The organism is Desulfovulcanus sp. (assembly GCF_982781345.1).
The window spans coordinates 13,151-27,009 of record NZ_CEYAEZ010000029.1; the positions used below are offsets into that span (position 1 = coordinate 13,151).

13 protein-coding genes are annotated in these 13,859 nt (G+C 40.0%); all 13 read right to left on the reverse strand.

The window, feature by feature from the left end:
* Positions 1-340 precede the first annotated feature (340 nt).
* Positions 341-1,366 (reverse strand): 4Fe-4S binding protein, encoded by a 1,026-nt coding sequence (locus tag AC3WVG_RS06265; RefSeq protein WP_488797310.1) that lies wholly within the window; start codon positions 1,364-1,366, stop codon positions 341-343.
* Between the two features lie 114 nt (positions 1,367-1,480).
* The gene (gene tmcA, locus AC3WVG_RS06270) at positions 1,481-1,873 is read right to left on the reverse strand and encodes an acidic tetraheme cytochrome c3 TmcA (protein WP_488797311.1); all 393 of its coding nucleotides are present in this window, start codon (positions 1,871-1,873) and stop codon (positions 1,481-1,483) included.
* An 11-nt stretch (positions 1,874-1,884) separates the two neighbouring features.
* Positions 1,885-3,216 (reverse strand): electron transfer complex ferredoxin TmcB, encoded by a 1,332-nt coding sequence (gene tmcB / locus AC3WVG_RS06275; protein ID WP_488797312.1) that lies wholly within the window; start codon positions 3,214-3,216, stop codon positions 1,885-1,887.
* 70 nt (positions 3,217-3,286) lie between these two features.
* Entirely contained in the window at positions 3,287-3,946 is a 660-nt protein-coding gene (tmcC, locus tag AC3WVG_RS06280) for a TmcC family electron transfer complex membrane anchor subunit (protein WP_488797313.1), read from the reverse strand.
* Between the two features lie 9 nt (positions 3,947-3,955).
* Positions 3,956-5,215 (reverse strand): electron transfer complex subunit TmcD, encoded by a 1,260-nt coding sequence (tmcD, locus tag AC3WVG_RS06285; RefSeq protein WP_488797314.1) that lies wholly within the window; start codon positions 5,213-5,215, stop codon positions 3,956-3,958.
* Positions 5,216-5,323: 108 nt separating this feature from the next.
* Positions 5,324-6,193 carry an ATP-binding protein gene (locus AC3WVG_RS06290; protein ID WP_252381013.1) on the reverse strand — a complete coding sequence of 290 codons (870 nt, stop codon included), beginning with the start codon at positions 6,191-6,193 and terminating at the stop codon, positions 5,324-5,326.
* A gap of 78 nt (positions 6,194-6,271) precedes the next feature.
* Positions 6,272-8,179 (reverse strand): anaerobic carbon-monoxide dehydrogenase catalytic subunit, encoded by a 1,908-nt coding sequence (gene cooS, locus AC3WVG_RS06295; RefSeq protein ID WP_488797315.1) that lies wholly within the window; start codon positions 8,177-8,179, stop codon positions 6,272-6,274.
* Between the two features lie 458 nt (positions 8,180-8,637).
* The gene (locus AC3WVG_RS06300) at positions 8,638-9,336 is read right to left on the reverse strand and encodes a LytR/AlgR family response regulator transcription factor (protein WP_488797316.1); all 699 of its coding nucleotides are present in this window, start codon (positions 9,334-9,336) and stop codon (positions 8,638-8,640) included.
* 454 nt (positions 9,337-9,790) lie between these two features.
* The gene (gene pal / locus AC3WVG_RS06305; protein ID WP_488797317.1) at positions 9,791-10,390 is read right to left on the reverse strand and encodes a peptidoglycan-associated lipoprotein Pal; all 600 of its coding nucleotides are present in this window, start codon (positions 10,388-10,390) and stop codon (positions 9,791-9,793) included.
* Positions 10,391-10,413: 23 nt separating this feature from the next.
* Positions 10,414-11,727, reverse strand: a complete 1,314-nt coding sequence (locus AC3WVG_RS06310) for a hypothetical protein (RefSeq protein WP_488797318.1) — start codon at positions 11,725-11,727, stop codon at positions 10,414-10,416.
* Between the two features lie 2 nt (positions 11,728-11,729).
* A complete protein-coding gene (locus AC3WVG_RS06315) occupies positions 11,730-12,572 on the reverse strand; it encodes an energy transducer TonB (RefSeq protein ID WP_488797319.1) in 843 nt (280 codons plus the stop codon).
* Positions 12,573-12,577: 5 nt separating this feature from the next.
* The gene (tolR, locus tag AC3WVG_RS06320) at positions 12,578-12,985 is read right to left on the reverse strand and encodes a protein TolR (RefSeq protein ID WP_488797320.1); all 408 of its coding nucleotides are present in this window, start codon (positions 12,983-12,985) and stop codon (positions 12,578-12,580) included.
* Positions 12,986-13,034: 49 nt separating this feature from the next.
* Complete coding sequence (locus AC3WVG_RS06325; protein ID WP_488797321.1) at positions 13,035-13,733, reverse strand: MotA/TolQ/ExbB proton channel family protein; 699 nt, start codon at positions 13,731-13,733, stop codon at positions 13,035-13,037.
* Positions 13,734-13,859: the final 126 nt, after the last annotated feature.

Consider the following 13,859-nt stretch of genomic DNA (forward strand, 5'->3'; position numbering starts at 1 on the left):
TTTTAAAAGAAAGTCTCTTTAATATGTAAATCTGAACCTCTTGACAACAAGCTCTTTTCTTATCTGAAAATTTCTTGGTTGATAGTGTTTTCGCCCAGGCACGACCCAGTCCTAAGGCTTGATGCCGATATGTTTTTCACGTGTTGGAGGAAAATCATACCGTGCTCAACCAAAATTGTCGACTCCCAAAATAACACCATCACCTTCATTGGTCAAAAAAGCTATAACGTGAAAGATTATCTTTTCCTGACGCCAATGTTGGTGGCCTAAGCGAAAAAATTACAAGCACAAACAAAGAAACTTAAAGGTGTTCATCTGTAGTCCAACAGAAAAAAATTAATTAGCGATGAGAGTTGCCCTTTGTATCCTTCCTCAACAACTCTACCATCCAGGGCTTCATAATACCATGCTGCATAAAAATTTTTGCATACATCCGTGGGCTTAATTTAGACGTCCACATATCCTTTTGTACTGCGAATCCAATAATTCCCAAATATAACAAAACCAAAATCAAAGGATAAATAATTGGCTTAATTTTATAAATACCCAGAAAGGAAAGAGAGAGACTTTGATTAGGACATTTTCCCATTGCATTTAAACAAGCTATACATCTTGTATTGTTAAGCAACTTACTAGTATAAGGAGACAAGCCCATCGGGCATTCTTTATTACATAATTTACAGTTCGTACAGCTATCTTCTTTTTTTATTCTCAAAATGGAAAAAATATTAAAAAAACCATAAAAGGCACCCAAAGGACAAAGGTATCTACACCAAAAGCGTGGAATAAAATATGAGAAAACTAATATTCCTACAATCACACCTAAAGTTATGTTGTGCTTTCCATCAAAAGCATCAATCCAAAATTTATACAAGCTCACATCTTCAGGAAGAACAGTGCCTTGATATATCATAGGCATTATCTGTCCGGGCAGGCGGAGAATAAAATAAACTAAAGCTACAGTAGTGCCAAACTTGATTAAGTAAAGAAAATTTTCAAGTATAAATTTCAACTTGGCAGGCATGTTGATGTTAGGTACATTTTGGCCCACGATTTTTTCTCGAATAAATGTTAAACTATCTAAAAACGTGCCTACAGGGCATATCCACCCACAAAATCCCTTCATACAAAAAAGAGTAGTAATAATACCAGCTAAAATAAATATCATACCTGCAGGATGAATATGATCTACAAACCCTGTTTTAAACCACATTACTAAGCTATAAAATCCACCAATTGGACAAAGAATCTCAATTATATCAGATCGTCCATGACCGGTATTAACAAAATAAATATACTTCATGATAGCAACAAACATAATTGCAAAAAATATCATTCTAATAACAAAACGGGACCTCTTGATCATAACTAACACACCTCAAAAGCAATCGCCCTGCAATTCTACCTGGGGTAGAATTGCAGGGCGATTTAAAATTTTAGTTTTAAGTTATTTTCCAGCTTGAGGGTAAATTAGAGCCTTTTATTTTTTAGCTCTCTTGTGACATTCTCCACAGGTAATAGGGCCTTTTTTCTCTTTTACATGACAACCTTTGCATCGCTCATGGTAGGCTTTCATAAGTGGTGTGCTGCCATCACTGCTCTTTTGTTTATGACAATCTGAGCACTTTTGGTCCTCTGATGATTCATCCGGGACAAGTTTACCATCTCTATAAACGTGATGACACACATTACAGTCCTCGATTCCGGCCTTTTCATTGTGGGCGTCATGATCAAAAATAACTCCGGGTCTTTGCCTAGGATGAAAGTCCTGTCCAAGCAAAAGAGGTTCTTCAACCTGTGAAAAGACAGGTCCTACAAAAAATATAATGCCCAGCAAAATAATCGCATAAAAAAAACTCTTTTTTGTCATCATTAACCTCATAGTTAGACAGCGTTCGGTTTTTCCATACATTCGTAGATTATATCCCCCAGAAACTTAAGTTCCATACCAAGACCATAATAATGGATTATATCATCAAGCCCACCGTGACAATTATGGCAAGGTGCAATAACTACCTTTACTCCGGTTGCCTTGAGTTGCTCAGCCTTGATCCTATTTCCGGTAATTCTGGTCATTTTAAATGGAGGGCCGCAATTGATCACCCCTCCCCCTGCACAACAGCAATAGTTATGCTCCCTGTTAGGGTACATTTCCACAAAGTCTTTACAGAAAGCCTTGACTACTTCTCTGGCTTTTTCATGCAAGCCCATACCACGAACAATATTACATGGATCATTAAAAGTTACTGGTTCCTCAAACTTTTTGGCTACCTTTAGTTTTCCTTCATTAAGTAATTCCCAGTAAAATTGAACAGCATGAATAATAGGAATAGGCATATCTTTCCAACCAAGCCAGCGATTTCCAGTATCATATACAGACCTGTAAGCATGGCCACATTCGCCCATGACTACCCGTTTTACCTTCAGACGCATGGCCGTTTCAAAATGCAAACGTTTTAGCCTTCCCATAAGTTCGTAATCTCCGGTAAACATGGCCATATCGCTATTGTCCCAACCAGGTGTGGCAGGCATTGTCCAATCCACACCGGCCTCGTTCATAATTACTGCCGCCTGATAAATTAGTTGAGTCCGAAATTTTGGCTCAGGCCCTATGACCGAATATAAAACATCCGCTCCCTCCTTCTCTAAAGGGATACGCAAATTGGGGATTTCGTCCCTGGCTTCATCCTCTTGCCATTGGAGACTATCTATCCATTCGTCATCTTTCACCCACATTTGATTCATGGTTGCCGAATGACTGTGCGCGGTATCCTGAATATATTGAGGTGTTACCCCCAGCCGATGACAAATACGTCTCATAACGCTTATCATGTATGCTATATCAATGCCGAATGGACAATACATAGAGCAGCGTTTGCATAAGTTGCACTCGGTGTAGGCAATCCTGGCTGCCTTTAATATAGTACCTGTACTTACTTTTCCATTATGTTTTAAAATCTCCCAGATGGTCTGCTTAACTTTACCAACAGGAGAATATACTGGGTCTTTGTCATGAGAAAGAAAATAATGACAGGCATCTGAACAAAGACCACAATGAACGCAAGTATCGATATATGCTTTAAACCTTGCTCCTGTTTCTTTCTTTAAAACCTGATTTATAACACTTTCAATTCGCTCAGGAGTAAGTTTTCGAACACCGGCAATCAATCCTTCATCCACAATTTCACGACTTTTGTTGCTTGTTTCCTTATTCATAGCGTATTCGTCTCCTAATATTGTTGTATGTTGTGAATTTTTATAGTGGGATGCGCATTGACATCAATTACTACCAATCCCGGGCATGTCTCACTCCTCCAAATTCAGATCCAGTATATGCCCTGACTAAAGGAGCAAAAACCATGTGCACAAGACGAGTAAAAGGAATAAGTGCCAAAAGTATTTCTCCCGAAAGAATATGCAAAATAAGCATCAATTGATAATCAAACCATTGATGATAAGCCAAAAAGCCAAATATAAATGGAGACGCAACTAAAACCAATAAAAGATAATCTGAAGGGGAAGTGACAAATTTTACTTCCTTTATGATTATTCTGCGTATAGCAAAAAATAGACAACCAGCAATAACCACTAAAGTCATTACATCTGCGACTTTATCTGGAATAGTCCAAAAACTAATCCCAAAGAATTCTTCCCACAGTATCTCGTGAGCAAGTAGAAAAATTGGAGCAACAAGTAAACTTATGTGAAAAGAGAAGGATACAATAGTCATAATTGGGTGTTTGCGCATATTTACTGAACCAAAAGGAATCATCCAATGCAGTATCGATCGTAAAGCGTATTTTAAATTAAAATAATTTAATACTACACTATCTCTTTTTTTGGCAGAAAGCGTGATGCTTACCAAACGGTATAAAATACCTAGAATAAATATTGTCCAAGAAATCCAGGCCAAAGGTCCGGTAATAAAATTATAAATTCCGTGCATATCTTCCCCTTATTTTTTGATGTCTTCTACCGGAACAATAGTACGGTAATATTTCTCACCCTTAACTGCTCTGATCATTACCCTCTTGCTGTCCGGGCTAAAAACAGGCTCCCATACAGCATCAAAATCCTCATTGTACTCGATCCCATCAATCGCAATGGTATAACGCTTACCAAGTTCGACCTTAACTGCCACATGCTCACTATCTGGACTAAACACTGGCTTCCAAACCATATCATAGGCCTTATTCCAGACATGATCATCTACAACAACAAACCATTTTTGAGCATTTTTGCCCAGAGCAGCTATTCTCTTGCCGTTCGGACTGTAAACCATATCCGTAACAAGGTCATTAAAACGGCTCTTCCAGGGAATCCCATCCAGGGCCACTGTCCATTGTCCAAATTTAGGGGCTACTATAGCGGCAATATGTTCCCCGTCAGGACTAAATTGCTGATGCCAGAGTTGAACAAACTTTGGCTGCCATAAAATTTGTTCATCCAGGGCCAGCCCCCATTTACCGTCAATTCTAACAGGAGCCACGACTGACCTGTTTACAGGGTTAAACCTCGGTTCCCATACGCAGGAAAAAGTCTTGGACCAGGGTTGTCCGTCCACTGCTATTGTATAGTCATAAAGTGTTGTTCTCACCTGGGCTGCAACATGCTTTCCCTTGGCATCAAAAGTAGGGGTCCAAGCATTGACAAAATTTCGTTCCCACGGTTTACCATCAACAGCCACAGTAAAGCATCCTTCCTGAAATTTAAAAATCTCTGCCTGTCCCAGAGAGATGGTCTGGACCACGGCAGCAGTCTTTTGTCCATCAGCGCTCAGAATAAACTGGTTGGCATTATCAAACATCTGTTCCCATGGTCTCCCATTTAAGACCACACCATATCGCATATCATTTTGCACTGCTGCGGCTATGCTCCCACTCTCCTCGCTAAACTTTGTGTCCCATATAAAGGAAAATCGCTCCTCCCATGGCGTTCCATCCACACAAATAGTATATTCTCCCATGTCTGAAATCAGCGCAGTTAGCCTTCCGTCAGGAGCATAGCGGAGGTACCATATCCTTTCATAAGTAGTACCCCAGAGATCATTATTTACGCATACATCGAACTCGTAGTTTCCAGTATTTACAACTGCAGCTATCTTTTCGCCATCAGGACTAACCTGCGGTTCCTCTGTCCACTCAAATTGCGCTGACCATTGCCCAAGGTCAGCGACAATTTTTTCCCCTGGTTCCCAATCCCATTCATGCGTCATAAATAGACCTCTTGCTTTTAAAATTTTAGAATTATTTTTAAATAGTACAAAACGAGACAAAGGCTGGTAGCCCTATAATATTTCCTATTGATTTTAAAGGGAAAATTTCTACCTTTCGTACTTTTCCAGACTTTCAGCCATTTCTTCAATAGCCCGGACAAAAGGAGATTCTGGGCAAGAAGAGTAGAGGTTTATAACAGCAGGTTCAAAATCCAAAATTTGCTCTTCTCTAGGTAAAATAACTACTGAGCTAAAATCGGTTTCTTTTTTTCCAAAGTGCGCTAGTAAATCCAGCGCTCGTTGTTTTGTCTTCTCCCCATCGATTCGGTTGAGCACAAGGTGAATATGCTTAATGCCAATGTCTCTGGCTAGATCTGATGCATGGATGGCCACTGACATAGAGTTAAATGTCGCATCAGTAACTACTAAACATTGTGAAAATCCCTCGGCCAATGCACGCCCAAAATGCTCAACACCTGCCTGGGTATCCATAAGGATCAACTCATCTCGTCTAAGAGATACATGCTTGACCACAGCATCCAACAATGCATTTTCCGGACATAAACAGCCTGTGGCGGGTTTTCTTATTGTCCCCATGACTAGACAACTCAAGTTACTATTAAGGGAGACACCAAACCTATCCACGACATCTTCTACCGGAGGGTTTAATCTTAAAAATCCACCCCAACTTTCACCTGGCCTGGCTCCTGTCTTTTCTTCTATATAATCTGCATTTTGACTTAGTGGTACCAATTCCTTAACTTGGTTTGGCGGATAGCCTAAGGCAAAAGGCAAGTTCATCTGGGGATCTTCATCTACTGCAAGTACTTTATACCCTCGATTAATAAAAGCCTGAGAAAGTAAGGCGGTTGTGGTTGTTTTTCCTGCTCCGCCCTTTCCGGTAACAATTACTTTAAAACCAGAAGTGCCTTTCTCTTTCCTCAAAGATTTAATCTCATCCTTAAACTTTTTACTCACCTTACCTACCCCATAAGATAAAATTTAGGATGCGTCTACAAAAAATAATTTTTTGTAGACGCATCAGGATAATCAAAATCAAATATTCAATGCCTTCCTTTTATCCATAATAATCTCTTCCATTCTCTCAGCTGCCTTCACTGGATCTTCCTCGACAAAGAAATAACCACCAAGAAGATCTTTTATATCTTCTGTTAAAATTTTCACCACAGTCTCACTTCCTGTAATTGGCGGCATGGGCCAAAGATGCACTGGAATTCCAGAAGCAACGAAATATGTTCCTATTGAAACTGCTTTCTCTGCCATCCATTCAGGGGCTGACCCAACTAAAGGTAAATCAGAAATATCAACCTCTAAATAATCAGCAAGTCCACCAGCTAAAGTGAGCATACGTGAACAATCAACACAGGAACCCATGTGCAAAACAGGTGGTATATTAAGTGCTTTGCACACTTCTTTTAAACCCTCACCTGCCAGTTCCTGCGTTTCCAAACGCATCAGGCCTGCCTTGGCACAAGCAATGGCCCAACAACCAGTGCCAATAACCAGTATATCTTTCTTGATTAACTCCTTGGCAATAGTTGTATGATTGTAATCTTGTTTTATTTTTGGATTATTACACCCAACAATGCCAACTACACCCTTAATTTTGCCACTAACAATTGCATCAACCAGGGGTTTAGGACTACCACCTAAAGCGCTGACGATATTTTCAGTGGTGAATCCAACAATTGCTTCAGTTTTAGTTGTGGGTATGAATACTTTGTCTTTATCACGCTTAGGAAAGGCCTCTATGGCTGTTTTTATAATTTCTTTCGCCACTTGTGTGGCCTTGTCTTCCTCAAATTGAATATGTAGAGAACCTGGAAACTTAGCCTGCTCACTTGTTGAAATAAACTTCGTATGAAAACACTCAACTAGACGTCCCAAGGAAGGGAAAATACATTGTACATCGACAACTACTGCTTCCACTGCTCCAGTCATTACAGCTAATTCTTGATGTAATGTATTCCCAGCAGCAGGTATACCCTGACGCATTAATAGTTCATTCCCGGTGCAACACATACCTACAACATTCACACCTTTAGCCCCATATTTTTGAGCTAACTTCTGCATCTCTTCTGATTGCGCTACTTCTACTATCTTCTCGGATAAAATAGGTTCATGTCCATGGGCAACAACATTGACATAATCCGGATCTATTACACCCAGATTAGCCATAATTTTCTTTACTGTGGGTGTACCAAAAAGGACATCCTGAATTTCAGTCCCAATAAGAGAACCACCCCAACCGTCAGCTAAAGCAGCCCGCACACCTTGAATTAAAAGGGACACCGTATCATTATCCACACCCATAGTTGTTCTATGCATGATATCTACAACTTCTCTGTCAATACTGCGTGGCAATACTCCCATTTTTTTGCCTGTGCTTTCAGACAAAAACTTCTCTAAATTTTGCCAGCGCTCCAGCCTCTTTTTAGGGGCATAAGAAAGAAGAAATTGAAGGGGCTTAACATCTTGCTTACCAAAATCCATCATCGCTACTTCAGCTACCGCCTTGGCCAAAACTTCAACATCAGCATCAGTGTCAAGGCCTAGTTTGGCTGCAATACTCTTTAACTTAGCCACATCCTTAATTTGATAATCTTTATTTTCTCCCTCAGCCACTTCTTTAAGGGTCCCGGCTAAAGGCCGACCATGATCGGAATGAGCAGCAGAACCTGCGGCAATGGCCCTGACCAAATTTCTGGCCACGATGATATCCGCTGTTGCACCGCAAACCCCCTCAGGACTCTTCGGTGTAATCCGGCAAGGACCCATGACACAATTTTTACAACACACCCCACTTACCCCGAACTTACAGTGAGGGGACTGCGCTTTTAGTCTTTCCCAAACCGTTTCGTAACCTTTCTCTTCTGCCAACTTCAACATTTCCTGTGCGGCCGGATCATAACTCCTTTCGGCATACATCCCCTTTTTTTCCATAACCTGACCTCCTTCTTTTTTTTTTTGATTCTAATACATAAATCAGGTTTTTACATGAAGGGGGTAAATTGATGAAAAGGATGAAATGAACTATAGAGTGACAAAAGGGAATATTTGCGGACAAGATGAAAATCGAACCTGCTGGAAAAAATTTTACAAAACGGGTTTAAAATAAAAAACAAAAAAAGGTATTACCCTTTCAATTCACTTAGAAAAATCGTATCTCCAAGGGAATACAAAAGAACTGTTTAGGTGCCTTTACAATCACGCTATAGGCAAGATTGCAGAGAGTGAAGTTGGGGGTTAAGGGGTGGATTTTAGGTTAGTTGTATATATGTGGGGAAACACGCTAGCCACTAGAGTCTGTGGCCAAACCCCATTTTGACTACCAGATTGAAAAAAAATTATGAAAAATTGCCCTCTTACAGTAAGGTTTGGTCACAGACTCTTAGGCAAAATTATTTTAACCCGAACATGTTTAAAATAACATTTGTCTTAACCCTACTTACTGGAAGGTAATAACCATTTTTCATCAAAATCTGGTATTTATTTTTATCCTTTTCCAATTTCTCTATTTTATTAACATTGACTATAAAACTTTTATGTATACGAACAAAGTCTTTAGGCTCCAACTTTTTCTCAATTTTCCCAAGACTAAGAGGACTTAAATACTTTTTATCCTGATAAAAAATCTCTGTTTGGTTACCTATGGCTTTAAAAAAATCAATCTCTGGAACATCTAAAAGCAAAAAATTATTGCCATCATATACAGGAAATTTTATTATTTTCTTTTCATCCATTAATATATCTGTCACATTATAAAGCAAAGCAATAAATATATCTCTACATTGACCATGTAGAAGAAATACCTTTATCAAAAAAACTAAATTCTTCTTGTGAGTCTCTTGATATATCTTTATAATATAGCTGTCACTCCTTGTATGGATAACAGCCTCTTCAGTCATATCCTTTATTTGAGAAAATACTTTCGGGCTGTGTAGATTAGCCAAATTGTAAGATGTATCAGTGCGTTCAAAATCAAAATGAAAAAATTCTTGAATAGTTTTATTCACACAAATTATATTATAATTCTCATCATAGACAACAATCCCAACGTTAAAGGTACGTTGCAGCATATCTAATGTCAAAGAGAGCATTAAATCTTATCTCCTGAGTTAAAAGAGTCTTTTGTTGCTTTTTAGCAATCCTAAAAAGGGCAAAAGATACCAATGTCCCCTTGAAATCTTGAAATCTGGACTTATGAAAATAGAGTCTGCGAAAGTATAGAACAAGTCTCTGGAACAGACGAAAAAGTGGCTGGTATGTAGTAAATGTAGGTTATATTCTAAATAAATTTTCTACCTAAATTATGCATTTTTTGCGGGTTAAAGTTTGTGATTGCTTCGTCGCTTCGCTAACGCTCGCTCCTCGCAATGACAGGCTGAGCGCTTAGTCACTGCGAGGGCAGCGAAGCTGTCCGTGGCAATATCACCCATTGAGAGAAAAACGCTCATTTAAAATGTCCTTCTATTCCAATATGTTTAATATAAAACTCAATTAAAAATCGCACAATTTAGGTTCTATAAATATAGCCTCGCTTGCCCTCGAAATTTAGTACAAAACCTTGAATTCATCACGTCTGTTTTTTGCCCAAGCTGTTTCATTATGCCCGGGATCAGCTGGAAACTCTTCTCCATAGCTGACAATCTGCATCCTATCAGACTCAACCCCCAAGAGAATTAAAAACTCGTAAGCTGCCCTGGCCCGTCTTTCCCCCAAAGCCAAATTATATTCTTCAGTGCCGCGTTCATCACAATGCCCTTCGATAACTAAGCGTAAATTTTTGTACTTCTTTAAAAGCTCTGCTTTTTGCTGTAAAATAGCCCTGGCTTCTGGCTTTAATTCGAATGAGTCAAAATCAAAGTAAATTTTGTTGGCTGAAATTGTTTCTACGGCCTGCTCAATAGCCTTTTTCTTTTCTGCTTCTTCCTTGGCTAACTGTTCTTCTGCCAGTTGCCGCTCTTTTAAGGCTTGTTCACGAGCTTTTCTAGCAGCATTGCCTCGACTTTCTTCTGCGCTAAGTCTGTTTTTTTGTGTACTCCCTACAACGCCATTAGGAGAAACCGAACCAATTTTTTGTTTGGCACAACCGCTTATAATAAATACCGTCAATGTCGCTAAAACAAACAAAAATAAAGTCTTCGATCTCATATATCCTCCTTTATCCAAACTTCCTATTCAAAAACTCCCCAGCTTGGTGCTGTTGCCTCCCCCTGACCTGTTGGCAATAATCGGGGTTCATTACCACCCCGGGTTGTCAGATATAATTTATATTGCCCACTACGATTGGACGTAAAGACAATAAAATACCCGTCCGGACCAAAGGATGGGTCTTCATCATTTCCAGGTCCGAAACTAATCTGTTTCTCCATTCCGGTACGCAAGTCAAGAACAAAAATCCGGTGTCCTTCAGGTGTACGCCGGGAAAAGGTAACCCAGTTCCCATCTGGACTGATACTGGGGCTAGTATTATATTTTCCCGCATAAGTCACCCTTTCTATTCTATTCTCCTGAACATTCAGGAGAAAAATATGCGGATTTCCAAGCCTGGAAGAGACAAAGACCATTTTTTTCCCAGAAGAATCAAAACTGGGAGAAATATCAATAGCCCAGTTTTTAACCAGGGCTCGATCCAACTTCATGTCCCTTTGCAAAAGATAAATGTCTGGATTTCCCTCAGGATCAATGCTTACGGCTATCTTTTGCTCAGGAGTAAACACCGGAGAAATACAGGTGTTGCCAGGGAGTTTATAACTCTTAACCTGTCCGGTCTGTCTGTCCCAGAGACCTAAAAAATGACGATCATTTTTTAGGAAAGTAAAAACAATTTTTTGCCCATCAAACGACCATGCCGGGCTCATGGCCAGCCCACCAAGATTGGTAATTTGCTTTACTTCTCCACTAAGTGGAGAAAGCAGACATATCTCCTTTTTACTCTCTTGCCTGCGTACAAAGGCCAGAGTAGATCGAAAAAATTTATCTTTGCCAGTTAAAACACGCATAAGCTCAGCACAGAACTTTTGAGCCACAAGGGGAAGCTGTTCTTTTGTCTGCACGAGATAGCCCTTGCCCAGAATAAGTTTTCGGGAAAACACCTCAAAGGCTCTGATCTCTACTGAGCCCAGAATTCCCGGCCTGTCCTCCCATCCAATAGTTAGTAATAAATCAACCTTGGACAAACGAAATTTCTTAAAATCAATATCTTTGCCCTGAATACCACCTATTTGTGATCCTCCCAATATATCCTTACTTTGTGTCTGATGTAAAAAAGGCAAAAAAGAAAGATTGTTTTTGATCAGGTCTTGCACTCTGGTAGCAAAAGCAGGCGCAGTGCCATTGCCACCCTTCATCAGTGGATCAGCCAGAAAAATATTCAGCTTTTCCTGCCCAGGTCCATAAATATCAACAACTAAAGTATCCTGAGCCCAGGCTAGACCAAACCAAATCATAGTCAAAACAAAAAAGAACACTGACGTGACTTTAGACATGGCTAATACAGCTCCATCAAATTAAAATTTATAATCAATTTGTCTATGGTTTTGGCCGGAGGAGGCGGCAGTTCACCAGTTTCCTGCACTGCCTTGAGCACTGAAATGTCAAAATCTCTTCTCCCGGAAGGCTTAATAATTCTTGACCGGATAATTTTACCTCTCTCGTCAATTTCCACCTCCACCTGGGCCACTAAATTTTCCTCCACTCCAATCTTAGGAAACCGCCAATTCTCTTTGATTTTCCCTATCACAAATTCCTTATAAAAGCCCTTTATCCCGCCGCTGCTACTACTTCTTCCTTGAGCCGAGCGAGACTTGGTTTGCTTGACCTGTTGTCTTAATTCCGCCAATTCCTTGGCCAATATCATTTGTTCTGATTTCTGCTTTGCCCGGACATGTTTTTTAACACTGCCCAGGGCCTGGGCCAAAATCTCCTGGGGTGAAGGTTCTTTTTTCTTTTTAACCGTAGTCTTTTTTCTGGTCTTTTTTACCTTCTTGGAACTGATCTTCTTTTTTTTGTCCTTTGGTTTTGCTTTGGCCCGCTCCAGATTCCGCTGAGCCTTAATCTTTTTAAGATTTGATGAAGATTTAGACTCCTTTTGCTTCAAAAATTTTTTTTCAGCCTTGACAGCTGACTTAGTGTCATTTTTTTTAAGTTGTCCGGCAGACTTTTTTACCTCCTGCTTAACAGGGGCTGGAGGGAGCAGATTGATAAGTTCAACTTCATAAACAGGTCTACTTAGATCAATTCGTATTCTTTTGCCCCCCACTGGAGAATAAAAGACCAGAAAAAAAATACCCAGATGGAGTAAGAAAGAACCTAACCAGCCCAAAAGGCGCATAATTTTTATTCCCTTTCCTCTTCAGCCACAACACCCAAACGCTTGATTCCAGCGGCTTTTATCCTAGACATAAGCTTGACCACTAAACCGTAAGCAACATCTTTATCAGCCTGCAAATAAATCAATTTATTTTTATCCTGGACTATCTTTTTTAAATGTTTTTCCACCTCATCCAGTTTAACTTTGTATTCGTCCAGATAGATGGTGCCATCTTTCTTCAAAGTAACCACTAGGTGGTCACTATCTTCCGGAAGCGTCCGTACTGTCTTGGTCTGAGGGAGATCAACTTCCACCCCCTGGGTGAGCATAGGGGCAGTAACCATAAATATAACAAGAAGAACAAGCATAACATCCACAAAAGGAGTGACATTTATTTCAGATAAAAAACCTTTTTCCAGCGGATTAAAATCCATATTCCCTCCTATTAACTACTCACTCACCCTGCTCAACTACTCAACCAAATTAGTTTTCTCGTTTCATCCAGGGTAACTCCCTCTGAGCCCTGTTCAAAAAAGTACCTGCAAAATTTACCAGCTCAGTTTGAATCGCGTTTAACTGTCCTAAAAAATAATTATAAGCTATTGTAGCTGGTATAGCCACAGCAAGACCAATGGCTGTGGCTATCAGAGCCTCAGAAATCCCAGGGGCAACCGTGGCCAGAGAAGCTGACTTTTGCAGGCCAATTGAGTGAAATGAATGCATTATGCCCCACACTGTACCAAAAAGACCGATAAAAGGAGCAGAACTGCCACAAGTAGCTAAAAAAGGCAGGGAACCAGACAATACTTTGAGTTGCGAACTAACCCCCTGCTTTAATACTCTGCGTACATTGTCTTCAGCCACCCTGAACTTGAGATTGGGGTGGAGGTTAGTCTGTTCAAGCTTCTGTATTTCCAGAACAGCCCCGTATCCTATAGGATAAAGAGGAGAACCAGGATTTTCCTTGAGTAATTTCATGCCTGTCCCTAAATCGGAAGCAGTCTCAAAGAGACGTAAGTGAGCTCTAATCCGTGACTTAAAACGACCAAAGACAATAGCCTTAAAAATTATTATACTCCAAGTAGTAACAGACATAAATAACAAAATAACCATGACAACCTTAACCATCAAAGTAGCATTGGCGATCATGGTCCAGATGCCGGTCTGGGGCAAAAACTCCATTTACTATCCCTCCTCGCCCTACCCCGCAGGCTCAAAAACTTTGCAGGGTGTTTTTAATCTTTAAGTTTTAGACTCAACTTTCTGACACGATTAACATCCTCAAATTACTACACAATTGAAGAGTGC

What these genes read in the sequence shown, in the direction of transcription:
- tolR (WP_488797320.1), bottom strand. Translation starts at nt 12,985, where the DNA reads ATGGATTTTAATCCGCTGGAAAAAGGTTTTTTATCTGAAATAAATGTC.
- AC3WVG_RS06325 (WP_488797321.1), bottom strand. Translation starts at nt 13,733, where the DNA reads ATGGAGTTTTTGCCCCAGACCGGCATCTGGACCATGATCGCCAATGCT.
- AC3WVG_RS06310 (WP_488797318.1), bottom strand. Translation starts at nt 11,727, where the DNA reads ATGTCTAAAGTCACGTCAGTGTTCTTTTTTGTTTTGACTATGATTTGG.
- tmcA (WP_488797311.1), bottom strand. Translation starts at nt 1,873, where the DNA reads ATGATGACAAAAAAGAGTTTTTTTTATGCGATTATTTTGCTGGGCATT.
- AC3WVG_RS06315 (WP_488797319.1), bottom strand. Translation starts at nt 12,572, where the DNA reads ATGCGCCTTTTGGGCTGGTTAGGTTCTTTCTTACTCCATCTGGGTATT.
- tmcB (WP_488797312.1), bottom strand. Translation starts at nt 3,216, where the DNA reads ATGAATAAGGAAACAAGCAACAAAAGTCGTGAAATTGTGGATGAAGGA.
- AC3WVG_RS06300 (WP_488797316.1), bottom strand. Translation starts at nt 9,336, where the DNA reads ATGCTCTCTTTGACATTAGATATGCTGCAACGTACCTTTAACGTTGGG.
- AC3WVG_RS06265 (WP_488797310.1), bottom strand. Translation starts at nt 1,366, where the DNA reads ATGATCAAGAGGTCCCGTTTTGTTATTAGAATGATATTTTTTGCAATT.
- tmcC (WP_488797313.1), bottom strand. Translation starts at nt 3,946, where the DNA reads ATGCACGGAATTTATAATTTTATTACCGGACCTTTGGCCTGGATTTCT.
- pal (WP_488797317.1), bottom strand. Translation starts at nt 10,390, where the DNA reads ATGAGATCGAAGACTTTATTTTTGTTTGTTTTAGCGACATTGACGGTA.
- cooS (WP_488797315.1), bottom strand. Translation starts at nt 8,179, where the DNA reads ATGGAAAAAAAGGGGATGTATGCCGAAAGGAGTTATGATCCGGCCGCA.
- tmcD (WP_488797314.1), bottom strand. Translation starts at nt 5,215, where the DNA reads ATGACGCATGAATGGGATTGGGAACCAGGGGAAAAAATTGTCGCTGAC.